Annotated in this window: 29 protein-coding genes; 15 read left to right on the top strand and 14 right to left on the bottom strand. The window is 70.4% G+C overall.

The annotated features are described in order from the left end of the window. The first annotated feature begins 666 nt into the window (after window positions 1-666). Genes AWW66_RS19150 through AWW66_RS19140 form a run of 3 tightly spaced genes read left to right on the top strand, consistent with a single transcriptional unit; the run spans window position 667 to window position 4,387 of the window. Window positions 667-1,875: a 3-deoxy-7-phosphoheptulonate synthase gene (locus AWW66_RS19150; RefSeq protein WP_067368189.1), complete on the top strand. Its 1,209-nt coding sequence runs from the start codon at window positions 667-669 to the stop codon at window positions 1,873-1,875. Next, window positions 1,863-2,486, top strand: a complete 624-nt coding sequence (locus AWW66_RS19145; protein ID WP_067368187.1) for an isochorismatase family protein — start codon at window positions 1,863-1,865, stop codon at window positions 2,484-2,486. The genes AWW66_RS19150 and AWW66_RS19145 overlap by 13 nt, the downstream gene beginning before the upstream one ends. Next, window positions 2,483-4,387, top strand: a complete 1,905-nt coding sequence (locus AWW66_RS19140; protein WP_067368184.1) for an anthranilate synthase family protein — start codon at window positions 2,483-2,485, stop codon at window positions 4,385-4,387. Before AWW66_RS19145 ends, AWW66_RS19140 begins: the two co-directional genes overlap by 4 nt. Here the strand turns inward: AWW66_RS19140 and AWW66_RS19135 are convergent. Beyond that, window positions 4,384-5,706 carry an RNA-guided endonuclease InsQ/TnpB family protein gene (locus AWW66_RS19135; RefSeq protein WP_425413286.1) on the bottom strand — a complete coding sequence of 441 codons (1,323 nt, stop codon included), beginning with the start codon at window positions 5,704-5,706 and terminating at the stop codon, window positions 4,384-4,386. The two genes, AWW66_RS19140 and AWW66_RS19135, sit on opposite strands and share 4 nt — an antisense overlap. Window positions 5,707-5,748: 42 nt before the next feature. Here AWW66_RS19135 and AWW66_RS34460 point away from each other — a divergent pair, with 42 nt between their 5' ends. The 9 genes from AWW66_RS34460 to AWW66_RS33805 all read left to right on the top strand — a co-directional run bounded on the left by AWW66_RS34460 (window position 5,749) and on the right by AWW66_RS33805 (window position 13,932). Beyond that, a complete protein-coding gene (locus AWW66_RS34460) occupies window positions 5,749-6,039 on the top strand; it encodes a transposase (RefSeq protein ID WP_169807138.1) in 291 nt (96 codons plus the stop codon). 27 nt (window positions 6,040-6,066) lie between these two features. Next, window positions 6,067-6,414: a hypothetical protein gene (locus AWW66_RS19125; RefSeq protein WP_067368176.1), complete on the top strand. Its 348-nt coding sequence runs from the start codon at window positions 6,067-6,069 to the stop codon at window positions 6,412-6,414. Further along, window positions 6,411-7,028, top strand: a complete 618-nt coding sequence (phzG, locus tag AWW66_RS19120; RefSeq protein WP_067368173.1) for a phenazine biosynthesis FMN-dependent oxidase PhzG — start codon at window positions 6,411-6,413, stop codon at window positions 7,026-7,028. Before AWW66_RS19125 ends, phzG begins: the two co-directional genes overlap by 4 nt. Window positions 7,029-7,067: 39 nt before the next feature. Next, entirely contained in the window at window positions 7,068-8,906 is a 1,839-nt protein-coding gene (asnB, locus tag AWW66_RS19115; protein ID WP_067368170.1) for an asparagine synthase (glutamine-hydrolyzing), read from the top strand. Window positions 8,907-8,971: 65 nt separating this feature from the next. After that, entirely contained in the window at window positions 8,972-9,463 is a 492-nt protein-coding gene (locus tag AWW66_RS19110; protein WP_083978625.1) for a PhzA/PhzB family protein, read from the top strand. A gap of 31 nt (window positions 9,464-9,494) precedes the next feature. Continuing rightward, window positions 9,495-10,346 (top strand): PhzF family phenazine biosynthesis protein, encoded by an 852-nt coding sequence (locus AWW66_RS19105; RefSeq protein WP_067368167.1) that lies wholly within the window; start codon window positions 9,495-9,497, stop codon window positions 10,344-10,346. A gap of 33 nt (window positions 10,347-10,379) precedes the next feature. Beyond that, on the top strand, window positions 10,380-11,399 hold the full coding sequence (locus AWW66_RS19100; protein WP_067368165.1) for a methyltransferase: 1,020 nt from the start codon (window positions 10,380-10,382) through the stop codon (window positions 11,397-11,399). 968 nt (window positions 11,400-12,367) lie between these two features. Continuing rightward, the gene (locus AWW66_RS19095) at window positions 12,368-13,519 is read left to right on the top strand and encodes a M14 family zinc carboxypeptidase (protein ID WP_245648376.1); all 1,152 of its coding nucleotides are present in this window, start codon (window positions 12,368-12,370) and stop codon (window positions 13,517-13,519) included. Between the two features lie 242 nt (window positions 13,520-13,761). Continuing rightward, on the top strand, window positions 13,762-13,932 hold the full coding sequence (locus tag AWW66_RS33805; RefSeq protein ID WP_157527591.1) for a hypothetical protein: 171 nt from the start codon (window positions 13,762-13,764) through the stop codon (window positions 13,930-13,932). Between the two features lie 12 nt (window positions 13,933-13,944). Here the strand turns inward: AWW66_RS33805 and AWW66_RS19090 are convergent, their stop codons facing one another. Both AWW66_RS19090 and AWW66_RS33800 read right to left on the bottom strand, forming a co-directional pair. Continuing rightward, entirely contained in the window at window positions 13,945-15,045 is a 1,101-nt protein-coding gene (locus AWW66_RS19090; RefSeq protein ID WP_067368159.1) for an L-dopachrome tautomerase-related protein, read from the bottom strand. Continuing rightward, a complete protein-coding gene (locus tag AWW66_RS33800; RefSeq protein ID WP_157527589.1) occupies window positions 15,042-15,212 on the bottom strand; it encodes a hypothetical protein in 171 nt (56 codons plus the stop codon). The genes AWW66_RS19090 and AWW66_RS33800 overlap by 4 nt, the downstream gene beginning before the upstream one ends. Window positions 15,213-15,351: 139 nt before the next feature. Here AWW66_RS33800 and AWW66_RS19085 point away from each other — a divergent pair, with 139 nt between their 5' ends. Continuing rightward, window positions 15,352-15,759, top strand: a complete 408-nt coding sequence (locus AWW66_RS19085) for a four-helix bundle copper-binding protein (protein ID WP_067368156.1) — start codon at window positions 15,352-15,354, stop codon at window positions 15,757-15,759. 178 nt (window positions 15,760-15,937) lie between these two features. Beyond that, window positions 15,938-16,570 (top strand): hypothetical protein, encoded by a 633-nt coding sequence (locus tag AWW66_RS19080; RefSeq protein ID WP_067368154.1) that lies wholly within the window; start codon window positions 15,938-15,940, stop codon window positions 16,568-16,570. Between the two features lie 336 nt (window positions 16,571-16,906). Here the strand turns inward: AWW66_RS19080 and AWW66_RS19075 are convergent, their stop codons facing one another. Both AWW66_RS19075 and AWW66_RS19070 read right to left on the bottom strand, forming a co-directional pair. Beyond that, entirely contained in the window at window positions 16,907-17,317 is a 411-nt protein-coding gene (locus tag AWW66_RS19075; protein WP_067368151.1) for a DUF6069 family protein, read from the bottom strand. Beyond that, window positions 17,314-18,252, bottom strand: coding sequence for an NADP-dependent oxidoreductase (locus tag AWW66_RS19070; protein WP_067368148.1), 939 nt, complete (start codon window positions 18,250-18,252; stop codon window positions 17,314-17,316). The genes AWW66_RS19075 and AWW66_RS19070 overlap by 4 nt, the downstream gene beginning before the upstream one ends. A 90-nt stretch (window positions 18,253-18,342) precedes the next feature. Between AWW66_RS19070 and AWW66_RS19065 the strand changes: the two genes are divergently transcribed. After that, window positions 18,343-19,281, top strand: coding sequence for an AraC family transcriptional regulator (locus AWW66_RS19065; protein ID WP_067368145.1), 939 nt, complete (start codon window positions 18,343-18,345; stop codon window positions 19,279-19,281). A gap of 260 nt (window positions 19,282-19,541) precedes the next feature. Here the strand turns inward: AWW66_RS19065 and AWW66_RS33795 are convergent, their stop codons facing one another. The 9 genes from AWW66_RS33795 to AWW66_RS34890 form a co-directional block, all read right to left on the bottom strand. Then, window positions 19,542-19,685 carry a hypothetical protein gene (locus AWW66_RS33795; RefSeq protein WP_157527587.1) on the bottom strand — a complete coding sequence of 48 codons (144 nt, stop codon included), beginning with the start codon at window positions 19,683-19,685 and terminating at the stop codon, window positions 19,542-19,544. A gap of 151 nt (window positions 19,686-19,836) precedes the next feature. Beyond that, on the bottom strand, window positions 19,837-20,055 hold the full coding sequence (locus AWW66_RS19060; protein ID WP_157527585.1) for a hypothetical protein: 219 nt from the start codon (window positions 20,053-20,055) through the stop codon (window positions 19,837-19,839). 236 nt (window positions 20,056-20,291) lie between these two features. Next, window positions 20,292-21,209 carry a helix-turn-helix domain-containing protein gene (locus tag AWW66_RS19055; protein ID WP_211272004.1) on the bottom strand — a complete coding sequence of 306 codons (918 nt, stop codon included), beginning with the start codon at window positions 21,207-21,209 and terminating at the stop codon, window positions 20,292-20,294. 192 nt (window positions 21,210-21,401) lie between these two features. Further along, window positions 21,402-21,965 (bottom strand): dihydrofolate reductase family protein, encoded by a 564-nt coding sequence (locus tag AWW66_RS19050; protein WP_067368136.1) that lies wholly within the window; start codon window positions 21,963-21,965, stop codon window positions 21,402-21,404. Continuing rightward, window positions 21,953-22,459, bottom strand: coding sequence for an SRPBCC family protein (locus AWW66_RS19045; protein ID WP_067368133.1), 507 nt, complete (start codon window positions 22,457-22,459; stop codon window positions 21,953-21,955). Before AWW66_RS19045 ends, AWW66_RS19050 begins: the two co-directional genes overlap by 13 nt. Continuing rightward, window positions 22,456-22,827 (bottom strand): ArsR/SmtB family transcription factor, encoded by a 372-nt coding sequence (locus tag AWW66_RS19040; protein ID WP_067368131.1) that lies wholly within the window; start codon window positions 22,825-22,827, stop codon window positions 22,456-22,458. Before AWW66_RS19040 ends, AWW66_RS19045 begins: the two co-directional genes overlap by 4 nt. A 174-nt stretch (window positions 22,828-23,001) precedes the next feature. Next, entirely contained in the window at window positions 23,002-23,481 is a 480-nt protein-coding gene (locus tag AWW66_RS19035; protein WP_067368128.1) for a tetratricopeptide repeat protein, read from the bottom strand. Between the two features lie 34 nt (window positions 23,482-23,515). Further along, window positions 23,516-24,334, bottom strand: a complete 819-nt coding sequence (locus AWW66_RS19030) for an SAM-dependent methyltransferase (protein WP_083978627.1) — start codon at window positions 24,332-24,334, stop codon at window positions 23,516-23,518. Window positions 24,335-24,514: 180 nt separating this feature from the next. Further along, window positions 24,515-24,699: hypothetical protein (locus tag AWW66_RS34890; protein ID WP_211272002.1), on the bottom strand; the 185-nt coding region annotated here is incomplete at its 5' end.

Below are 24,699 nucleotides of genomic sequence, written 5' to 3'. Positions count from 1 at the left end.
AGACGCAAGAGCGCCGCAGCGCGCCGCATCAACGTGATGGACATCTCGAATTCAGGGGGATGTCATGGAAAGAGCATTCCGCACATTAACCGTCGCCACCGCAGACGCTTCGTCGTGTTCCCTGGTCGAGGCTATTCCTTCCCGTCGCACCGAGGCGACGACAGGTCTCCCTCGGTGCCGTCAGGATCATCCGCAGAATTCGCCGGCCACGAACGACACGACCGCCGGGCCGCCCCCGGCCGGTCCCACCGCCACGGGCGCCACCAGCCCAGACCCGGTGCTCGTGCTCGCCCGCGCGGGCGAGAGGGTCATCGCCACAGACCTGGACGGCATCGTCGCCCTCCAAGAGCCCGACGCGGCGACAGCCGACGGGGACTGCGCAGACATCAGGAACCTGCGACAAAGTGACCGGACGTTTCTGCGACACCGTGCGTGAACAGCCGAACGGCAGGTGACTTTCACGCCCGGGACAACCCGTACCCGCCCCACCACTGATCGGCTCACCTCGGCGATCCCTCGTCGACGCCGGAGCTCGACTCACTGTGCCCGGAATCACGCACATCGCGCAATCCCTGCCACCTCGACGGACCCGCGACGGACACCCCGGCGGACACCATTGATGGTGCGGGAAACGAGTTGGCAACATGGTCGTGGTTTGGAGAAAACTTGAACGTCACCTCGCTCGAGATTTCGCAGACCCTGGTTGCGCGGCAGCAGCCCGAATGGGAGGACCCGGCACATGTCGAGCAGGTCCGAGCGGTCCTGGCGGCCCACCCCCCGCTCGTCGAGGTCGAATCGCTGAGCAGGCTCCGGGGCCTGCTCGCCAGAGTCGCCGCAGGGCAGGCCCAGGTGGTGCAGGCGGGGGACTGCGCGGAGGACCCCGCCGAGTGCACCGCGGAGGACGTGGAGCGCAAGAGAGCGCTCCTCACCGTGCTCGCCGGCGCCATGAGCGCCATCACCCACCAGCCCGTGGTGCGGGTGGGGCGGATCGCGGGCCAGTACGCCAAGCCCCGGTCGGCGCCCACCGAGTGGGTCGACGGCGTCGAGCTTCCGGTCTACCGGGGGCACCTGGTGAACGGCCCCGAACCGACCCCCCATGCTCGGCGGCCCGACCCGCAGCGCCTGTTGTCGGGCTACCAGGCGGCGAGCCACCTCATGGACCACCTCACGCCGACGCCCCAGGCCCGCACCGAGCCCGCCGTGTGGACCAGCCACGAGGCGCTGCTGCTCGACTACGAGATCCCGATGCTCCGCCGGGACCCGCAGGGCCGGATCGCGCTCACGTCCACCCACTGGCCGTGGATCGGCGAACGCACCCGCGAGGCCACCGGGGCGCACGTCTCGCTGCTCGCGAACGTGATCAACCCCGTCGCGTGCAAGGTCGGACCGCGCACCACCACCGCCGACCTGCTCGCGGTGTGTGCGCGGCTCGATCCCGACCGGGACCCGGGCCGGCTCACCCTGATCGCCCGGATGGGCGCCGCCGCGACCATGGAGCTGCTACCGCCGCTGGTCCGCGCCGTGCGCGCCGCCGGACACCCGGTGATCTGGCTGGTCGACCCCATGCACGGCAACACCGTGACGACCGCCGAGGGACGCAAGACCCGCGTCGTGGAGACGATCATCCGGGAGGTCACGGCGTTCCAGTTCGCCGTCCGTGCGGCCGGCGGAACCCCGGGCGGCCTGCACCTCGAGACCACCCCCGACGACGTGACCGAATGCGTCGACGCCCCCGACGCCACCGACCGGGTCGGGGAGAGGTACACGACGCTGTGCGACCCGCGACTCAACCCCCGCCAGGCGGTGGCGGTGGTCTCGGCCTGGCAGCCGCAGCCGATGACGAACCGGGCCGAGGAGACACCGTGCCGGGCATAGCGCCGATCCCCGCCTACTCCCTTCCGACCGCCGGTGACCTGCCTGTCAGCACCGCACAGTGGACTCCCGACCCGCAGCGGGCGGCACTGCTCGTACACGACATGCAGCGGTACTTCCTCGCGCCCTTCCCTGCGGCGGTGCGGGACACGCTGGTACGCCACTGCGTGCGGCTGCGGGAGCGCTGCGCCGCGCTCGGCGTCCCGGTGTTCTACACCGCGCAGCCCGGCGGCATGACCGAGCAGGACCGTGGCCTGCTGAAGGACTTCTGGGGTCCGGGCATGAGCGTCGACCCGCGTGACCGGGCGATCGTCGCCGACCTCGCACCCCGGCCACCGGACCGGGTGCTCACCAAGTGGCGCTACAGCGCGTTCTTCCGCTCCGACCTGCTGGCGCAGCTGCGGGAGCAGGACCGTGACCAGCTGATCATCTGCGGGGTGTACGCGCACGTCGGTGTCCTCGCCACGGCCATGGAGGCGTTCACCAACGACATCCAGTCGTTCCTGGTCGCCGACGCCCTCGGCGACCTCTCCGCCGACTACCACCGGCTGGCCCTCGACTACGCGGCCACCCGCTGCTCGGTGGTCACCACCACCGAGGAGGTCTTCGCATGAACCCGCAGCAGTTGCTCGCGCACGTGCTGAGACCCGACCCCGGTGCCTTCGCGCTGCTGCACCGGCCGGACACCCTGGGCCCGGACCGACTGGAGATCCTGCTGGGGCAGGTCAGCACCCCCGCCCGGCTCGCCGACATCCCGCTGGCCGACCACGCCGGACGGCCCGGCGAGGCCCGCCACGACGCCCTGGTCCTGGTGCCCCACCAGCAGGTCACCGAGCGCGGCTTCGCCGTCGCCGCGGACGGCTCCCCGCTGCTGGCGATGTCGGTGACGGAGCAGGGCCAGATCGGCACGGCCGAGGCGCTGCGACACCTGCCGGACGAGCGGATCGCCCTGACCGGCGGCTGGTTCGACACCGAGGACGACGCCTACGCCGACACCGTCCGCGCGGTGCTCGACAACGAGATCGGCACCGGAGCGGGCTCGAACTTCGTCATCAAGCGCTCGTTCGTCACCACCATCACCGGCTACTCCACGCGCAGCGCCCTGAGCCTGTTCCGCCGGCTGCTCACCCGGGAGACCGGCGCTTACTGGACCTTCCTCGTGCACACGGGCACCCGCACCTTCGTCGGCGCCACCCCCGAGCGCCACATCAGCCTGCGCGACGGCGTCGCCGCGATGACCCCCATCAGCGGCACCTACCGCTACCCGCCGACCGGTCCGGTGCTGTCGGAGGTCATGGACTTCCTCACCGACGGCAAGGAGACCGACGAGCTGTACATGGTCCTGGACGAGGAACTGAAGATGATGGCCCGGATCTGCCAGGGCGGCGGCCGGGTGGTGGGCCCGTTCCTGCGGGAGATGGCCTGGCTCGCGCACACCGAGTACGTCATCGAGGGGCGCAGCGACCTCGACCCCCGCGACATCCTGCGCGAGACGATGTTCGCGCCCACCGTGACCGGCAGCCCGCTGGAGAACGCCTGCCGGGTCATCGCCCGCTACGAGCCGCGCGGGCGCGGGTACTACGGCGGTATCGCGGCTCTCATCGGCCGGGACGCCACCGGCGCGCGGACGCTGGACTCCGCCATCCTCATCCGCACCGCCGACATCACCACCTCCGAGCGCGACGACGACGCGCGCGTCGAGGTCGGGGTCGGGGCGACCCTGGTCCGGCACTCCGACCCCGCCGCCGAGGTTGCCGAGACCCGCACCAAGGCCGCCGGTCTGCTCTCGGCGCTGGCCGCCCGCGACCGCCTCCACCAGAATCCGCTGATCCGCGAGGCGCTGAGCAGACGCAACAGCACGATCGCGCGGTTCTGGCTCACCGACACCGGCTCGCGCACGCACCCGCAGCCGGCGTTGACCGGCCGCCGGGCGCTGGTCGTCGACGCCGAGGACACCTTCAGCGCGATGCTGGCCCACCAGTTGCGGGCCATCGGACTGACGGTGCACCTCGCCCGCTTCGACGCGCCCCACCGCTTCGAGGAGCACGATCTCGTCATCCTGGGGCCCGGTCCCGGTGACCCGAGGGACGCCGACGACCCGAGGATGGCCCACCTCACGGCGGCGATCGAGCGTCTGCTGTCCCGGCGCATCCCCTTCCTGGCGGTGTGCCTGAGCCACCAGTTGCTGTGCCGGCACCTCGGGTTCGCGCTGCGGCGTCGGGCGGTCCCGAACCAGGGCACCCAGCGCGAGATCGACCTGTTCGGCTCCCGCGAGCGCGTGGGCTTCTACAACTCCTACGAGGCCTACGGGCGGGCCGAGCAGGTGGACCGCCCCGGCGTCGGCGCCGTGCAGGTCAGCCTGGACGCCGGCACGGGCGAGGTGCACGCCCTGCGCGGGCCGTCCTTCACCTCGGTGCAGTTCCACATCGAGTCGGTCCTCACCCAGGACGGCGAACGGGTCCTGGGTGAGCTGTTGACGCCGCTGACGCAGACCGAGGAGGTACTGAACGTTTAACGCTTCCCCACGGTTGGAAGTCGGGGGATTTCTGGCTCGGACCGCACGCCACCACCAGCCCGAAGGGAGGTGATCACGTGTCTGACGTCGTCGGCACCAGCACGGTCGCGCTCTACCGTGGCGAGGATCGTCCTCGCGGCGTTCCGGTCGCGGCACGCGGTGTACCCGCAGTCGCCGCACCGGAAGGTCCGGATACCCAGCCCGAGGCGTTCCTTGGCTCTCGTACCGCACTGCGAGCAGGTCATCGTGGTGTAGGCGGGCGCCACCAACACCACCTTCCGGCCCGCCCGCACGCCCAGGTCGATCAGTTCCCGTTTGGCCGCCCCGACCGCGACGTCCGCGACCTTCCGCGCCATGGTGGATCGGGCCAGGAACCTCGGTCTGAAGTCCTCCACGGCGATCACGGCATGATCGGCCACCACCCTTTTGGCCCACTGGCGGGCGTCGTGGGTGTTCTGCCGGGCTGCCTTCCTGTGCAGCTTCGCTGCCTGCCGTCTGGCCCGCAGGTAGCCCTTCGACGGCGGGTTGCCCCGGGGTCGGCGGCGTCGGCTCATCCTGCGCTGCATCCGGGCCAGTTCGGCGGCACACCGTCTGCGGTGGCCGAGGTGCGGCAGATCGTAGGCGGGGTCGGTGGTGGTGGCGGTGACGGTGACACCCCAGTCCACACCGATCGCCGTCTCAGCCGCCGGCGCGGGCGTGGGCGCGGTGTCACGGCGGACGACGAACGAGGCGTACCAGTGGCCGAGAGAGTCTTGGTAGACGCGGACGCTGGTCGGATCGGACGGCAGTTCCCGGGACCACACCACCGGGATGGTGATGCCACCGGCCAGACGCAGACGACGGTCGCGGATGGTGAACCCGCGCAGGGTGTATTCGAGGCTGGGCAGCGTCTTGCTACGCGGCTTGAACGCCGGTCGACCGCGCCTTGTGATCTTGTAGGAGTGCTGGAGGGCGAGGGCGTAGGTGCGCAGGGTCTGCTGCTGGGCCACCTGGGAACCCTCACGCAGCCACGACAGTCGGGCGCGGGCCTCGGTGAGCAGCTTCGACAGTGTGCGAAAGGTGGGTCTGCGGCCGGTCTTCTGCTGGTGAACGGCCTCGTTCCACAGCCACCGGCAGCGGCCCCACTCGGCGAGAAGCGCGCCACGTGCGGTCGCGCCGGGGCGCAACCGGTACGTGAAGCGCACTATCTCATCCACAACAGACACTATGCACCATTGGGCCGCGTACTGCCGGGATGGACGAGATCCGCTCGCACAACACCGTCGTTCACCGCTGCACCCACCACGTCGTCCGGTGCCCCATATACCGACACCCGTCATCACCGGCGACACCGACACCCGCCCAAGCACATCGTCCGAGAGGTGTACGCCGAATGCGACGCACCCATCCTGGAACTGGAGACGATGCCCAGCCACGTGCGTCTGTTCGTCACCTGCGACCCCCAGTACGGCATCCACCGCCTCGTCACACAGATCAAAGGGGCGCACGTCGCGTCTGCTGCGTTCCGAGTTCCCGTCCCTGCGGTCCCGGTCACCCACCCTGTGGACCACTCGTACTTCGTCGCCACCGTGGGCGACGCGACCTTGGAGGTTGTCAAGAGTTATGTCCAACACCAGCGCAACACCCGACCGCCCCTACCTCCCCATGGCTGAAGCCAGGGGTTTCACGGGCGGCTTCTGATGAAAGCCACCATCTCCTGGTGGGACCTGTCCGGGTCCGACCAGACCATCGAATCCCTACGCGCCTACCTGCGTGACGAGGGGGTGCAGCCGTGGGAACGGGTCCAGGGGCTGCGCCTGAAGTTCTGGATCTCCGACCGGCAGACCAACCGCTGGGGCGCGGTGGTGCTGTGGGAGTCGACCGCCGACCTGACGGCGCCGATGCCGCCGAACCGGGCCACCGAGCTCATCGGATACCCGCCGAGCCTGCGGATGACGACCGACGTCGAGGCCATCGTCGAGGGGGTCCACTCCGGTGAGGCGCTCGGCGGTGGCCTGGCCTTCGAGCCGGTCAGGAGGCCGTCGTGAGCGCCCCGTCCCGGCCCCTGGGCACCGACGAGTTCTCCGCCCCGCCCGTCGAACCGGTGGGTCTGCTGCGGGCCTGGTGGGACCGCGCGGTCGCCGACGGCGTCCGCGAGCCGGGCGCGCTGGCGCTGGCCACCGCGGATGCCCGGGGCCGCGCCTCCACCCGCATCGTGCAGGTCCTCGGGATCCGCGACTCGGGTCTGGTGTTCACCACCCACGCCACCAGCCGCAAGGGCCGGGAGCTGGCGGAGAACGGCTGGGCCTCCGGCGTTCTCTACTGGCGCGAGGCCGGCCGGCAGGTGGTCGTGACCGGCCCCACCGGTCCGCTACCCGACGAGGAGGCCGAGGCCCTGTGGGCCGCCCGGCCCGTCGGCACCCACCCGATGTCGGTGGCCGCACAGCAGAGCGCACCCCTGCTGGACGAGGACGAGCTGCGAAGGCAGGCCGCGCACCTGGGTCGTGACGGCGTGCCGCTGCCACGCCCGGCCGCCTGGCTGGGGTACCTGCTCGGACTCGAATCGGTCGAGTTCTGGCAGGCCGACCCCGGCCGCCTGCACCAGCGGCTGCTCTACGAGCGCGACGGGACCGGCTGGCGGGCCGGCCGGCTGCAACCCTGACCCCCGTCCTGGCGGCGCACGCGAGAGGACAGCAGATCGATGTGTGGCATCACGGGTTGGGTCTCGTTCGAGCGGGATCTGACCAGGCACCGCGCGGACCTGGACGCGATGACCGCGACCATGGCCTGCCGAGGTCCGGACGCCGACGGCGTCTGGCTCGATCGGTGCGCCGCGTTCGGCCACCGCCGGCTGGCGGTCATCGACGTCGAGGGTGGCAGCCAGCCCATGGGGGTGGACACCGACGACGGCGCGGTGGCGATCACCTACAGCGGTGAGGTCTACAACTTCGTCGAGCTGCGCGGTGAGCTGCTCCGTCGCGGTCACCGGTTCCGGACCCGCAGCGACACCGAGGTGGTGCTGCACGGCTACCTGGAGTGGGGCGAGGCGGTCGCCGACCGGCTCAACGGCATGTACGCCTTCGCCGTCTGGGACGGCCGGGTCGACAGGCTGGTGCTGATCCGCGACCGGCTGGGCGTCAAACCGCTCTACGTCGCCCGTACCGACGACGGGGTGCTGTTCGGCTCCGAACCGAAGGCGATCCTCGCCAACCCGCTGGCCGACCGGACGGTCGACCTCGACGGGCTGCGTGAGCTGGCCAGCTTCACCCAGACCCCGGGCGCCGCGGTGTGGCGCGGGATGCGCGAGGTGCTGCCGGGTGGTGTGGTCACCGTCGACCGTGCCGGACTGCGGGAACGCCGCTACTGGACCCTGCCGACCCGGGCGCACACCGACGACCTGACGACCACCGTCGCCACCATCCGCGAGTTGCTCGAGGACGTCGTGGACCGGCAGTTGGTCTCCGACGTCCCCCGCTGCACCCTGCTCTCCGGTGGGCTGGACTCCAGCGTGATCACCGCCCTGGCCGCCGCGAACCTCGGCCGGCGCGGCGAGCAGGTGCGCAGCTTCACTGTGGACTTTGTCGGACGGGACCACGACTTCGTCGCCGACGAGTTCCGGGCCACCCCGGACGCCCCGTACGCGCTCGACGTGGCCGCCCGCGTCGGCTCCCAGCATCAGGCCGTCGTCCTCGACCAGGCCACGATCGCCGACCCGGCGGTGCGCCGCGCGGTGATCACCGCGCGGGACAGCCCGATCAGCTTTGGTGACCTGGACACCTCCCTGTACCTGCTGTTCCAGGCCATCCGTCAGCACTCCACGGTCGCCCTGTCCGGGGAGTCCGCCGACGAGGTCTTCGGCGGGTACCGGTGGTTCCACCAACCGGAGGCGCAGGCCGCGGAGACGTTCCCGTGGATGGCCGTCCCCGTCAGCGGCGCGCGGGCCCAGGCACCCGACCGGTTCAACGCCGACCTCACCGCCGCCCTCGACCTGCGCGGCTACATCCGCGACCGCTACGCCCAGGCGGTCGCCGAGGTCGAGCGGGCCGACGGGGAGAGCGACCACGAGATGCGGATGAGGGTGATGTGCCACCTGCACCTGACCCGTTTCGTCCGGATGCTCCTGGAGCGTAAGGACCGGATCAGCATGGCCGTCGGGTTGGAGGTCCGGGTGCCGTTCTGCGACCACCGGCTCGTGGAGTACGTCTACAACACCCCGTGGTCGGTGAAGACCTTCGACGGCAGGGAGAAGAGCCTGCTGCGTGCCGCGACCGCCGACCTGCTGCCCTCGTCGGTGCTGAACCGGGTGAAGTCTCCCTACCCGGGCACGCTGGATCCGCTGTACGCGGGCTCGCTGATCCAGCAGTGCAAGGAACTGCTCAGCACCGACGGCCCGGTGTTCGAGCTGGTCGACCGCGGTGAGCTGGAGGACCTCACCCGGCGGGACTCGGCCACCATGTCCCTCGAATATCGCAACCGGATGGAGCGGGTGCTCGACCTGAGCACCTGGCTGGACATCTACCGCCCCCAACTCCGGCTCTGACCCCGGTCGCCAGTCGAGGGGCCAGCAGACCAGAGCACGCAACCCACGAGCCGAAGGGATCCGGCATGACCATCGACGAGGCCTCGTCCGAGGTGTTCGCCACCGACGTCGACCTGCGGGACCGGCACCGTGCCGTCGTCGCCGACTACATGAGCCGCAAGGGCGAGAACCGGCTGACGCGGTACCTGCTGTTCACCTCCGACGGCAGCGCCGGCCTGTGGACCAGCGACACCGGCCAACCGGTCGCCTCCCACGGCCACGAGAAGCTCAAGGCGCACGGCGAGTGGTCGTTGCGGATGTTCCCCGACTGGGAGTGGAAGAACGTGGAGATCTTCGACACGCAGGACCCCAACAGGTTCTGGGTCGAGTGTGACGGTGAAGGGCAGATCCTGTACCCGGCCTACCCGCCCGGCTACTACACGAACCACTTCATCCACTCGTTCCTGCTGGAGAACGGCAAGATCAAGCAGCAACGCGAGTTCATGAACCCGTTCCAGCAGCTGCGGGCGCTGGGGATCGAGGTGCCGACGATCAACCGGGGCGGCATCCCCACCTGAGGGGGTGACCGACCGTCGTAGAGGGAGCCCCATGGGTACGTACGAGTACGTGGTGGTCGACGTCTTCACCGACACCCCGCTGGAAGGAAACCCGGTCGCGGTCTTCGTCGACTCCGCCGCTCTCTCTCCTGAGCGCATGCAGCAGATCGCCCAGGAGATGCACCTGTCGGAGACCGTGTTCGTCCTCCCGCCCGAGGACGACGGTGACGTGCGGGTCCGGATCTTCACCCCGGTGAACGAGCTGCCGTTCGCCGGGCACCCGACCCTGGGCACCGCCATCGCGCTCGGTGAGTCGACACCGGGGAAGCAGCTCCGGATGGAGACCGCCATGGGCACCGTCACGTTCGATCTCGACCGCGCCGGCGACGGCCGGGTCGGCGCGGCCGGGATGTGGCAACCCATCCCCACCTGGGAGCCCTACGACCGCGCGGACGAACTGCTCGCCGGTCTCGGCCTGGCGGCGTCCGCCTGCACCCTGCCGGTGGAGGTCTACCACAACGGTCCGCGACACGTGTTCGTCGGCCTGGACAGCGTGGCCGCGCTCTCCGCCCTCGATCCGGACCAGAGGATCCTCGCCCGGCTGCCCCACATGGCCGCCAACTGCTTCGCCGGATCGGGCACGCGATGGAGACTGCGGATGTTCTCGCCCGCGTACGGGGTGGTGGAGGACGCGGCCACCGGCTCGGCCGCCGGCTCGCTCGCGGTGCACCTGGCCCGGCACGGTCTGGTCCCGTTCGGGGAGTGGATCGAGATCCGCCAGGGCGTCGAGATCGGCCGTCCCTCGACGATGCGGGCGCGGGCCGGGGGAGCGCCGGACCGGATCGAGTCGGTCCAGGTGGCGGGATCGGCCGTCGTCGTCGCCCGGGGAACGCTCTACGCATAGCCGCGAAGACCATGTTGATGCAGTGAGGGTGATATGACAGTCAACGTGCAGGCCACCCGAGAGGTGATCGAAATGATCACCGGTGGATGGAGGGCCCAGGCCCTCTACACGGCGGTCAAACTCGGGCTGGCGGACCATATCGAGGCCGGCCGCACCACTGGCGCCGAACTGGCCGAGTCCACCGGGGCGAGCGAGGAGGGCATCCACCGCCTCATGCGCCTGCTGGTGGCCACGGGCGTCTTCGCGGGCAACGGGTCGACCGGCTACCGGAACACCGACGTGAGCGCGGCGCTGCTCGACGGCCCCGGCTCGCTGCGCGACATGTGCCTGCTCTACGGCGAGGAGTTCTACGTCGCCTGGCAGCACGCCCACCACGCCATCAGCACGGTCAGCTCGGGCTTCGAGGTCGCCTACGGCCAGCCGTTCTACGACTACCTCGGTCACCACGCGGACACCGCCCGACGATTCCACCACACGCTGAACGCCGCGAGCATGTTCTTCCACCAGGTACCCGAGGTCTTCGACTTCTCCGGGAAGATGGTCGTGGACGTGGGCGGAGGTGGTGGTGAGCTGCTCGCCTCGATCCTCGGCGCCACCCCGGACGCCCGGGGCACGCTCCTCGACCGCGAGCACATGATGCCCAAGGCCGGTGAGCACCTGGCCGCCACGGTCGGCCTCGACCGTGTCGAGCTGGTCGGGGGTGACATGTTCACCGACGTCCCGAAGGGCGGGGACGTCTACATCCTCTGCCGGGTGCTGGCCGCCTGGGACGACGAGGCGGTCGTCACGGTCTTCGAGAACTGCCGCCGTGCCATGGCCGATTCCTCCGCCCGGCTGCTGCTCCTCGACCGCTTCGTCGAGGACCAGAACCCCACCGTGCTGCCCTCCCTGTGGGACCTGCACCTGCTGATGACCACCGGCGGCGGGCACCGCAGCCGGGAACGGATCACCGCGCTGCTGGACCGGGCCGGCCTGGACGTCGAACGGAAAGCTGACCTGCCCATGGAGACGGTCGCCCTGGTCGCGGCAGCACGCGCACCTGCGCAGCCATGACCTGACCCACGGGGCCCGGTTCGCATGTCCGAGCAGCCCGGGAGCCTTCAGGCTCTGTCACCTCCGCGCGTGGGGCAGGGCTTTCGGGCCCGGGCGATCACCGCGCCGGCCGGTAGCGCGGCCGGGACACTCGACTGTCACAGCGGCTCTGAGCGGCCCTGACAGACCGTGTGAGAGCGCCGGCACCGGCGATGCGTGCGGAGACAAGCCACGAGCCGGGTAGCGGCCCACCAGACGGCCCTGCGGGACCGCCCCGGTGTCTTCGCAGTTGCTCTACGTGTTCAAGGCGGCCCGGCCGGTCCGCTCGTGCCGGTTGACAGGGGCACGCGTCCGGTTGCTCCGTGGCCGCCGCACACCGGCCGCGACCGGGTGCCCCGTCGACCGGCACGACCAGGCGGCGCGGGTGGGGGCCCGGTTGGGTGCGGCACCGAGGGCTCGGTTGGGGGCGTCCGCGAGACGAGGCCCCGAACGCGGTCGGCGTACCGGACCGGTCAGGTGCCCAGCCTGCCCGGCATCGACCACGACGGGTGCCGGTACGCGCCGCTGACAAACCCGACTCCCCTACGGGGACTCTCTCCCGGCCGGGGCGGGGGCGCGACGTCAACGAGCGCCAGGACGTCGCGGATCCGTTCGGCAACTGCCGGCGTCGTCTACCGCCGTGGGGTCAGCCGGGATCAGCCGACGCGGTACCACGTCGACCGCCATGAACCTCAAGATTGCCTCAAATGCTCCGACTGGGACCGATCCAATTCGCCGTCCACTTTAGTTTTGCCGTATCCAATTGGTGGTGGCCACCCACCGTACGCAGGCGATACGTCACTCGGAAGGAGGCAGGTTGACCGAGGGATCCGGGCAGCCGGCCGACACTCGAATGATGCACCGGGCGCTGACCTTCTGCACGTAGAGGAGATCTGATGAACCGACGTCTTTTGCTGTCGACAACTGTCGCAACAATGTGTGCCGTAACGTTGTTCGCACCGTCGTCGGCAGCGGAGAACGGAAACGCCAACTGCGAGAACCTGCCCGGTACCCCGTCCGCCTCCGGCTGGACGAACTACGAGGAGCTCGGCAAGCAACTCGCCCAGATCGAGGCGACCAGCCACGGCCGCGTCGACGTGGACGTCATCGGACAGTCCCAGCGGGGCCGGGACATCTACGCGGCGCGGGTCGGCACCGGTGACCGCGTGCTGCTGATCACGAGCGAGATCCACGGCAACGAGAAGACCGGCACCGAGGCGCTGCTGCAGATGCTCAAGACCCTCGGGTCCAGCGGCAGTCCGCAGGCCAAGTTGATCCGCGACAACCTGACCATCGTCGCCGTCCCGAAGTTCAACCCCGACGCCGCTGAGCTGAACCGCCGGCAGAACGACTTCCCGTGGAGCGAGGCGGTCGAGAAGTTCCCGCAGCTGGCCGGGACAAACCCGCCGTACTACTACAGCAACGGCGCACAGGGCTTCGACGTCAACCGGGACTTCAGCGCGGACCTCACCGCCGAGCCGTCGCCGGCGACCCGGCCGGCGAACGAGACCCTTCCCGGCATGTATGTGACCAACGAGTCCCGGGCGCTGCGTGACCTGTACGTGAGCCTGCGCAGCGAGTTCGGCAAGGTCCACGCCTACGTCGACCTGCACCACATGGGCCCGTGCAACCAGAACAACGACAGCGACCAGTACGTGACGGTGGCCCTGGACTTCCCGCCGCTCGGCTCCGAGGTCGACGGCAACCCGCGGTACGCCGACTGGCCGCTGCTCGACCAGGACAGCTCCCGTCGGCACGCGCTTGCCGCCGCCCAGGGCATGATCCAGCACGGCGGTAACGGCAACGCCCAGAACTCGCCGTTCGTCGGCGGGGTCAGCCAGTACGTGCACTACCAGGTCTCCGACGGGTACAGCTTCGACCGCGACTACGCCGGGCAGGCCCGGTCGGCGTTCGCCCTCAACGGCAGCGCGACCGTCCTGTTCGAGGTACGGGGCCAGTCCCACGCCTGGGGCCAGAAGCAGAAGGGTCAGCTGACCAAGGCCGTCGAGGCCGGCATCGTCGGGATCGCCGAGCGGATGGCGGACGGGTCTGTCGACACCCTGAACCACGCCGACTTCTACCAGCTGCCCAAGTACTGGTGATCAAGCCATAGAGCCGGTACGGCAGCCAGCCGCACCGGGTGATCACACCCGGAGGTCACCTCCCAGCATGGGGGGTGGCCTCCGGGCGTCGTGAGGGTACGGCCCGGTGCTCAATGGGTCCTCGAACGAGGCAACCCCGCGCTGGAAGCCATCCGGGTCCGACGCGCCGATGGGTTCCATCGCGATCCCAGATCACCACCCGGCGTCAAGGGCCCTACCCGCCGAGGATTCGCGATCTCGGCGTGGTGCTCGACCTCGCCACCCCCGACCTGGACATCACCACCTGGGTCACCGGCATGCCGCTGGTCTCGGTCACCGCCCGCGCTCGAACGCAACCGGGCCGAGTGGCTGCGACCGACTTCGACACAGCTCTCGTCGCGTCGGACTGGAACACCGCGGTGGCCGCATCATGACCCGGTCGACGCTCAGCGCAACAGGACCGGGCCCGCATCGATACGGGTGCGGAACAGGACGTACGGCTTGCGGCGCAGGTCCTCGCCGCGCTGGTACTTCGCCTGGCGGTGCAGCTGGTTGGCGGTCACGTACAGGTGCCCGTCGGCGGCCACGGACATGGTGTCGGGCCACAGCAGTCGCGGGTCGTGCACGAGCGTCTCGTATTCGTTGTCGGTGCGGCGGCGCAGCACCGCGTTGTGCTCGTAGGAGGTGAGGTAGAGCCGGCCGGCGTCGTCGGTCTCCAGCCCGTCGGAGCCGCCGCCCTTGTCGCCCTCGTCGACCACGGTGGCGGCCACCTCGTCCGCGCTGACCGTGGGGTCGGCGAGGGCGTCGGTGGCGACGCTGTACCAGCGGCGGGACGCCAGTGGGCAGTAGTACAGGCGGGAGCCGTCGGCGGAGATGGCGATGCCGTCGGCGCCCATGCTCACCGGTTTCGGATCCCCGTGCGGGGGGCGTTCGAGGAACGGTCGGCCCTCGACCACCGGCCGGAACGTGGCCAACGTTTCCGCCTTGGTGGACGGGTGCTCGTGGAGGCGGCGCCACGAGGCGCCGCTGGCCAGGTCGACCACGATGATCCCGTTGGGGCCGGAGTCGGAGGAGTCGGTGATGTAGGCGACCCCGGCGTCGGCGCGGCGCAGGTCGAACCGGACGTCGTTGAGGTAGGTGCTGGGCAGCGCGACGTCGGTGGGGAAGGTGATCACCTGGGCGACGGTGTCGGTGTCCAGGTCGACCCGGACGAGTTTCGGTCCGCCGGGTCGGGTGGGTTGGAACATCGGGCTGCCGGTGTCGAGGACCCAGAGCCGGTCGGCGGGGTCGACGACGATGCTCTGCACCGACACGAAGGCTTCCGCGTCGTCGTCGGCCGAGGGGCTGTTCCACGTCTGGTCGGGAAAGGGCACTTCCACACCGTCGCGTAGCTCGACCACCGTGGCGGGCACCTCGTCCCCCCACTGGGGGAAGTTGACGAAGATCCGACCGGTGTGCGAGACGCTGACGCCCGTGGGCATCGGCCCGGTGAAGGTATGCACGACCTCCAGCTCGCCGGCCGGCTGGTCGCCCACCGGGGCCGTCATCGCAGCGCCTTGAGGCCGACGTGGGCCAGGTCGGCCAGGCGGCCGGCGCTGCCCTCTCCCGCGCTGCTGGCCGGCCGGGCCCGCACCGCCATGTCCAGGTAGGTGACGGTGTTCATCGCGGACGCGCTGACCGCACCGGCGATCAACGCTCTGCTGGTGGGCGTCATCGTCGTCTGTTACCCGCTTGCCCGCCGATGACACCGACGGAACGGGCCTCGGTCCTGCACCCGCTCCGGCTTCGGCTCCGGCAGTGTGCGTCGGGCGTCTTCGGGTAGAGCACGGGCAACCGGGAGAGGGGACCTGCTGATGCCGAGCCGCACGATGGCGATGCTGGAGACGTACCCGAAGGCGATCAACCTGGACCGCGCGGAGCTGGCGGCGGCGATCGACGCCCTCAACGACTGCGCCCAGGCCTGCACCGCGTGCGCGGACGCCTGCCTGAGCGAGGACATGGTCGCCGACCTGACGACGTGTGTCCGGACGAACCTGGACTGCGCCGACATCTGCGCGACCACGGCCCGGGTGCTGTCCCGGCACACCGGCTACGACGCGAACATCAGCCGTACGCTGCTGGAGGCGTGCGCCACGGCGTGCCGGTCGTGTGGGGACGAGTGCGCCGGTCACGCCGACACGCACGAGCACTGCCGGATCTGCGCCGAGGCGTGCCGCGCCTGCGAGCAGGCCTGCCGGGACCTGCTCGCCAGAATCAGCTGACAGCATGCGGGCGGTGCCGGCCGGCCCGTGCTCTCCCCGGACACCGACACGGCCGGGGACATCGACTGGCTGGCTCTCAGGCTCGATGATGGAGTGATGCCAGCCGACGTGGCCCCACGGCGACATCCGCTCCTGCCCGCACACCGAACAACTCGTGCATGGGGAGTCTCCTGACGCGGTGATCGACGCCGTGTGCCGGGCCGCCGCGACGGCAACGGACACGTTGCTGTTCTCCTACGCCGCGACTGGCCCGGAACACGGGGAGACCCCCGAGGGCGCGGAGCAGTGGACCGAGGATCCGGGCAGCCGGCGGTCCGTGCTCAGCAGGGTCGCCGACCTGATGCGGGACAGTGCGGCCACCCGACTCGTCGTCCTGCTGGACTGCGGTTCCGCGCAGGTCGCCGCGCGGCACTTCACCCGGCCGGACACGCCGGCCGGTCACCGGCACGGTGCACAGTTGTCGCTGCTGGGCGCTGGCCGGGTGATGCTGTTCGGGAGCGAGATCGACCCATTCACAAGCACCCTCACCGGCGCGCTGCAGGCGGGGGTCGACGGCGGTCCCGAGGCCCTGAATCTGGCGGCACTCGGCAACGCGGTGCAGGCCAAGTTCACCGAGCTGCGGTACCACGTCGAGAACGAGTACATTCCGGGAGCGAAACCGTTACTCCTGCACGGCGGCTACGAGGTGGCACTCGGCATCAATCGGGCCTTTCCGCCCGATGACCGCGACGTCGCCCTGCGATACCCGCCGCGCTATCCCGGTGCCTTCTTCCCCCACCCCGACGCCGTGCGCGAAGTCGAAGGCTACTGAACCGACGACGCCGAGCCGGAGCGCTCCACCTCGTCGAATCGGCGCGGGGAGCCAGTGGCCCGCCGAGGCCCGCGGGCGCGCCGGACAACATCGCCTGCACCGTCGCTGACCTTGTCGCCGCGTAGAGGCGCCGTCGCCAGAGCCCAGGCCGCACGTGCCGGCCGCCCCGGCACCACATCCGGTATCAGCTTCCCGGTCCGGGATGTGGTGCCGGTGAGCCGACCCGAGGCATCGAGGTGCCGCCGGTCGAAGGCGACACCGCCCCTGTCGATACGTGTGGGGGGCCGCCACGTCGCCGTAGCAGCTGATCTGCGTGGCCCGGCCGCGCAGCGGTGATCAAGGAGCCCGGCGGCCGAAGACCGGGATCAGCACGGCCGCTACTGCGACGTGCATCAACGCCAGGACCGCCGTGGCGGCGGCGGTCGCCTCGACGGTGACCAGGGGCGGGAAGGACGCGAGCAACACCAGGATGGCGAGCACGGTCCAGACGACGGATGACCGGCGGATCAGCCGATCCAGCAGCACACGAGCACCCCAGCCGACGAGGGAGACGGCGAGGCTGACAGTGACAGCGAACGGCAGGCTGACAACTCCGGGTGCCCTGCCGTCCCCGGGATCGACACGCAGCTCGATACCCAGGATCTGGGCGGCTGCCCACAGCGCCGCCACCATGAGGGCGGCACCGCCGACCGCGAGAACGCCGACGCGCAGCGGCACAGTGCGCGACGAGGCCGCCGTGGCGGTCATCCGAGGCTCCCTGACGGAACAAGGATCGTCTTGCCCCGGACGTGGCCGGACTCGGCGTCGCGGTGCACCGAGGCCAGGTCGGTGAGAGGACGCGACGCGGCGATGTCGACACGAACGGCCCCGGCGTCGACGAGCTCGACGAGGGCGGCGAGGTGGCCGGTGTCGTTGCGGGCCACAAAGCGCACTGCCGTCACCGGAGACCCGGCGGGTGCGTCCAGCGCAACGGTGGCGGACACGACAACGCCACCCGGCCGTACCAGCGACATCAGCGTCGCGGCGTGCCGCGCGCTGACCACCACCAGATTGAGGATCACATCGACCGGGTCGTCGAGCGCGGCACCGAGGGGCGTGGCCGTGTAGTCGACGACCTCGTCGGCTCCGAGCTGACGGACCACGTCTGTGCTGCGCGGGCTGGCGGTGGCGATGACGTGCGCCCCGGCGTGCTTGGCGAGCTGGACCGCGAACCCGCCGACGCCACCGCCCGCCCCGTTGACCAGCACCCGCTGCCCAGGCGTGATGCCCGCGTGCTCGAACACCGCCTGCCAGGCGGTGACACCGGCGATGGGGATGGCGGCGGCGTGGGGGAGGGGAACGGTGGTGGGCGCCGCGACAACGGTGTCAGCCGCGGCGGTGACGTACTCGGCGGCGGCACCGCCCGTGTCGAGCCGCCCGATGACCCGGTCGCCCACAGCGAGGGTGTCCACGCCGTCGCCGAGCGCGACGACCGTGCCGGCGACGTCCCCGCCGAGGGTGTACGGCAGATTCAGCGGGAGGACGGAGCGCAGCAGCCCGCGGCGCAGCCCGATGTCGGACGGGTTGAACGAGGTCGCGGCGACCTGGATCAGGACGTCACCGCGGCCCGGCACGGGGCGCGGTACGTCGTCCTCGGCGATGACCGAGGCATCACCGTACTGGTGGATTCGGATGGCTCTCATCGCTCGAACCTATGGCGGCGGTCGGAGACGATCCATGCTCCACAGTCCTCGGTTCATGCGTGTTCGTCTCCCCGGTAATACGCTCGCCGGGTGGACGTACTCAGCGATGTGATCACGGTCATGCGGGCCGGCGAACCGCGCTCCGCGCGGCTCGCGTGGCATGCCCCGTGGGCGCAGCAGTTCGCCTCCGTGCCCGGCTCCGCCGGCTTCCAGGTCGTCCTGCAGGGACCGTGCTGGCTCATCGCCCCGGACAGCGGCCCGGTGCCGCTCGCGGCCGGGGACATCGTGTTCCGGCCGCACGGTCGGGGCCACACGCTGGCTGACAGCCCATCGACCTCATCCGCCGCGCCCGCCTGCGACCCGAACGACCCGCCGGTCCCGCGCTTCGCCACCGGTGTCGCCGGCGCTGCCGCCGACATCGGCGCCCCCGCCACGGTCACCCTGTGCGGCGCGTACCAGCTGGATCCGACCCACGCCCATCCGCTGCTGCACGACCTGCCCGAGCTCATCCATCTTCCCGCGCACCTCGGGCGGCACCCCGCCCTGCGCGCCACCGTGGACCTGCTCGCCACCGAACTGGAACGGCCCCGCCTCGGTACCGACGCCATCATCCCGGCGCTGCTCGACACCCTGCTCCTGCACATCCTGCGGGCCTGGCTCGACCAGCACCCGGCACCCGGAGCCGCCACCACGGGCTGGGCGGCGGCGCTCAAGGATCCGGCCACCGCGGCCGCGCTGCAGGCCATCCACCACGACCCCGCGCGACCGTGGACTGTCGCGACGCTCGCCGCCGAAGCGGGGCTGTCCCGGGCAGCGTTCGCCCGCCGGTTCACCGCGCTGCTCGGCCAGCCGCCCCTGACGTACCTGACGTGGTGGCGGATGACCACCGCCGCCCGGCTTCTCCACCAGTCCGACACGCCGCTGAGCGCCATCGCGGGACGAGTCGGCTACACCTCCGAGTTCGCCTTCGCCCACGCGTTCAAACGCCGGTACGGGACAGCCCCCGGCCGGTACCGGCGCAAGGGATAGCGACAACCCACCCGTCAGCCACAGACCAGGCAGGAGGCAACGCCCGTCGGCACCCGCGTCCGTCCCGGCGGCCGGTCGTCGGTGGTCATCGGCTCACCGCCCGCAGTCCGGCGCCGAGGCCGGGCACCGCGCGGGTGAGCTGCTGCACCACGAAACCCGCGCCGCCCCGCCGAGAACCGTGCTTTGCCGGCCGCCGCCGGGGGCGGCGAGGTGGCGGTGGATCAGCGACGGCACCCGCAGCGTGGTCCACAGCATGACCATCACCACGAACAGGGTGACAGTCGAACCGGCGTCGGCCGGCAGGCCAACGCGAGGGGAGCCGCGGCGGTCACCACGATGACGACGGCGAAGCGGACGATGACGCTCGCGGCGGTGACGGCCAGCAAAGCGACGATGATCGCCATACAGGCCACGAACAACAGCGGCGCGGCGCTGCCCTGCCCCGCCGTCAGATGGACGCGGATGGCGCGCGGCGCCCCGTCGGGGCTGCCCTTGGACAGACGCCGCCGCCCGTGCGCGAAGCCAGACTGAAGTAGTGACTGCCGTTGTCGGGCCTCAGTCGACCCAGTGCCGGTACCAGAGTGCGTAGTAGGAATGGCTGTACGGGACGCTGTTCTCGACGCAGTAGTAGTAGGTGTCCGGAGGAGTGTTCGCGGGAAGGTTGGCGTTCAGGCTGTCCCTGGCCAGGAAACAGCGGATGTCCAAGTTGAAGATCTGGATGAAGGTGTTGACGTATCCGTCCGCCGAGGCCGGAGCAGCCGTGCCGACTGTCATGGCGCTGACCATGGCAGCGACAACGGCCACCGAACCCAGCCACCGCCGTCCCGTCGTTTTCATCGGACCACCTTCCGTCACGGTGCCGATCGGCCGCGCCGAGGCTTGTCGGCGCGGGCTCGGCCCACTAGTTGATGTCGATACCTTGGCAGGGCCGGGGACGGATGTCGCAACCGTCCGTGCCGTCACCTGAACTCTCCCTGCCGACCGCTGTCAGCTCGGCGCGGTACGGGAGTTCATCGGTGGTGGCGTCGCCACTCCACCGGGGACAACCCGTATGCCTGCCGGAACCGACGGGAAAAGAACACCGGGCTGCTGAAGCCCCACGAGCGGGCGATGGCGCCGATGGTGCGGTGGGCGTGTTCCGGGGAGGTGAGAGCACGGCGGCTCCCGTCGAGCCGCTGCCGGATGATCCACTGCTCCAGACTGACCTCGCCTTCCTCGCAGAGGCGGTAGAGGGTCCGGAGCGAGATGTTGTGGACCGACGCGATGCGGTGTGGGGTGAGCCCGGGGTCCGTCAGGTGCGCGCGGACGTAGGCCAGGATCCTGACCAGCAGCGTGTCCTCGGCGACCGCCCGGCGTACCGGCCCGTGCGCGGACACCGAGGCGATCAGGGCGCGGGTCAGCTCCATGGTGGCTGCGGCGAGATGATCGCCTGCGGGGCCCGTGCTGAGCTGGTCCGCGTCCCGGTGCAGGGCGCGGATGTGCTGGAGGAGCAGAGCGCTGATCCTGCTGTGGCGCAGGAAGGGGATCGCCGCCCGTACCAGGTGTTCCGGCAGGTCCAGCCGGTCGGCATCGACCATGAAGGCGAGCGACAGCCCCGTCCCGGACCACCCGTACGCGTAGCCCGCGCTCTTCTGCGCCAGGGCCAGGGTGTCCGGTCCGACGTGCTGTTGATGACCGTTCCAGGTGAAGGCGCCCCGGCCCTGGCTCTGGGTGATGATCGAGACGGTGTTCATCGAGTCGAAGCGCGCGTTACGCGCGGTCCGCCGGATGGTCATCCCTGAGCCGTGGGTGGCGAACAGGGTCAGCGGGCCGAACCTCCAGGCTTCGAGCCGCTTCCACACGCCGGTGCCGGACGGTTCCTGCTCGATGGAGCAACTACCGGTCTCGCCCGACGCCGCAGCGTGGTACGCCTCGGCCCGCTCGGACACCGGAAGGTCAGCCGTATCCAGAATCAGCACTTCGTTCCCCAAGTGTGAGGTCAGCGCAGGACCCAGTTGCCGCCCGGGTCGGTGGAGACTTCGCGGCCACGGTGCGACGGGCAGCGAGAAGCCGCCGGTCAAGTATGCCGCCCACACGAAGCACTGGTAATCCAGTCGCCGGCGATCGGACAGGGCTGTCGTTCACCGTCCGAGTACGCGGTAGCGGAGGTGCACGACGCCGTTGCGGAACCGGCGCTCATCGAGGAGCTCAAGGTCGACGCGCATGTCGGTCGGTAGCCCTGGCTTGCCCCCGCCGACGACAAGGGGCAGGACGAACAGCTGGCACTCGTCGACCAGCCCGGCCCTGAAAGCCTGCGTCGCGAGGTCGGCACCTCCGACGGTGAGATCGCCCCTGGCCGTGGCCTTCAGCTCCTGTACGGCGGCGGGGTCGAAACGGCGTTCGAGCCGGGTGTCGGCAGTCGACACCGCAGCGAGGGTCGTGGAGTACACGACTTTGCTCGGCGCCTGCCAGGCGCGCGCGAAGTCGGCCGTGAGGTCGGACTGCGCGGCCAGGGCGGCGTCGGTCTCCCAGACGGCCATCGCCTCGTACAGTCGCCGACCGTAGAGGAACGTGCCCACAGACCGCAGGAGGTCGGTGGTGAACGCGAACACCTCGTCGTCGGGTGGGAGCCAGGCGAAGGTACCGCTATCGTCCTCGATGTAGCCGTCAAGCGACACGTTCGTCAGGTAGATCAGTTTGGCCATGCCTCCGCCTCCCGATGGTGAGCTGCAACAGCCTGGACACCCATCAGCGTGGCGTCCAGCTTGGTGAACGCCTGGCGCCAACCCTCCCCGCTGGGGTGCGCCAGGCGTGCGGGGAGCCACTGGCGGATCTCGAGTCGCGTCCGTCCGTCGGGCTCGTCGTGGAACTCGATCCGGATTCTGGTATCGAACGGCTCGATGCCCTCCTGCAGTCGGCCACTGACGTGCATGACGCCGTCGAGCAGTTCGCCGTCGGTGACGTCGGTGAGGTCGACGTGGACGTGCACGCGAAGGTCGGGTTCGGCTGGGTTGACCTCCGTCCACCGTTGATAGCCGCCGGGGCGTACGTCGAACTCGATCTTGTCGCGCGGTAGTGAGTTGCCGGTCGGGCCCCACCACGCCGCCAGGTGGTCGGGATCGGTGAAGGCTCGGTAGACGAGCTCCCGGGGCGCGTCGAACACGCGGGAGATGACGAGCTGCGGAGTTCCGGTGTTCATCCGAGCTCCCTGGGGTCGTCGGCCATCCGGTCCGTTGCCGGTCCGGCGGCCTGTACCGCGGCGAGGTGGGCGTCGAGGCGGGTGAGGGACGAGTCCCAGAACCGCCGGTAGCGCGCGATCCAGTCGGCTGCCTCGCGCAGAGGGGCAGCTTCGAGGTGGCTCGCGCGCCACTTGCCCGACCGCGACCGCGAGATGAGCGCGGCGCGCTCGAGCACCTTGAGGTGCCGCGACACCGCCGGCATCGAGATGGACAGGGGGGCGGTGAGCTCGGTGACCGTGGCGTCGCGTTCGGCCAGCTCGGCGATGATCGCCCGTCGAGTCGGGTCGGCGAGCGCCGAGAACACCGCGCTGAGCTGATCGCCAGCCATCGCAAGCTCCCTTCACTTAACCAGAAGGTTAAGCGTATGGAGGCGGGAGTGATGCTGTCAACGGATGACTCGCCGGGCCGGTTCGGTCCCGCCACCAGCGCTGACGTGCTGCCGAACAACCTGCGGCACGACGACGCAACAGGAGCCGCCGGTGGCGGGACGGCGCCGTCCGCGTCAGCCGGGGTGCGCTGCCGGCCGCGCGGGCGGTGTTCCGTCGAGCCGTGCCCGGACGGCGGCCGATTCGGAGACGCCGAGCTCGTCGAGGATCGTGAGCGCCTGCCGCCACGCACGGCCGGCCGCCTCCGGTGAGCCGGCCGCCTGGTGGGTGTCGCCCAGATGGACCAACATCTCCGCCTCGTTGTTCCGCTCACCGATCCGGCGGATGAGGGCCAGCGCGCGCCGGTAGGCGGTGACCGCTTCCCCGTACTGCCGGAGCCCGTGGTGGGCGAAGCCGATACTGTCCCAGGCCTGGGCCTGCCCGAGCCGGTCCCCGACCGCCCGCATCAGGTCGAGGGCGCGGGCGCAGGAGGCGAGCGCGACCTCGTAGTCGCCGAGCAACGCATGCTGCCAGCCCAGGCCGTTGTACGCGCGGGCCTGCCCGGGACGGTGACCGGCACGCTCGAAGAGTTCCAGCGCCCGCCGGGTGTGCTCCAACGCGGCCCGGGCTCCTGGAAAACCGAGGCAGACCCTAGGCCTTACGCGCGACCGCCCCGTACATCGCGATGTCCTTGTCTGCGACACCTGGAGCCCCGGACCCGTCCGGACGCCACTTATGGACCTGGACCAGCCCCGGCTCGACCAACTCCAAGCCGTCGAAGAACCCCAGCGCTGTGGCGCGATCGCGGAACACGAGGGTCTCACCGAGCCTGTTGTACTGCCGCTGGACCTCGGCCAGCGGGATCGGGTCGAACTCGTCGGTCGCGATGGACATCGCCAGGTAGCTGCCCGCCGGCAGCACATCCACGACCTGCCGTACGACCCGGAGTGCCTCCGCGTCGTCCTCGATGAAGTGCACGATCGCGATCAGCAGCAACCCCACCGGCTGGCTCAGGTCGAGGGCCCGCAGGAACTCCGGCGCGGAGATGATCGCCTGGGGATCGCGCATGTCCGCCGCCACGTAGGCCGTGCGTCCCTGCGCTGTCCCGACCATCAGCGCACGCGCGTGCGCGAGCACGAGCGGATCGTTGTCGGTGTAGACCACACGTGCGGTCGGGTCAACCGACTGCACGATCTCGTGGAGATTCGGTGATGTCGGCAGCCCGGTGCCGATGTCCAGGAACTGTCGAATCCCACACTCGGCGGCCAGGAAACGCGCCACCCGGTGCATGAAGGACCGGTTCGCCTGCATGTGAACCCTCAACGCGGGCCATATCCGCAACGAGCTCTCGCCGGCCTCGCGGTCGGCGGCGAAGTTGTCCTTGCCGCCCAGGATGTAGTCGTAGATTCGTGCGCCGTGCGCCCGGTCCGTTCGCAGATCGACACCGCGAGCCTCGCCACGACGTTCCACCACTGCCTCCGTACAACGATGCCGCCATCCGTGCAGGCGACCCTACACCGGCCACGTGCCACACCCGACTCCTGTATGGACCGGAGCAGGGCGCGGTCAGCTCGCTGGGCGCGCCACCACGCGGCTGAATCGCCTGGTGCCCGGATCTACCCGCGACGCCAGCCCAAACCCTGCTCCGTGTCACGGCGGGCCATCCGGACGGTCGAGAAGCCAAGCGGTGACTGCTCGGGCGATGCCGCCAGCAATGCCGGCGGTCACCGCTGGGATGATTCTGGCCCGCAGGCTGCGTGGGTGGTCGCCTTCGGTATCCGGGTGTGTGTCGTGTCGGTTGGTGCGCGGCGAGGGGGGCGTGTCGGAGGGCATGT

Source organism: Micromonospora rosaria (assembly GCF_001567585.1).
Taxonomy (GTDB): domain Bacteria; phylum Actinomycetota; class Actinomycetes; order Mycobacteriales; family Micromonosporaceae; genus Micromonospora; species Micromonospora rosaria.
The sequence above is the reverse complement of the archived record's forward strand: the minus strand, read 5'-3'. Positions and strand labels throughout refer to the sequence as shown.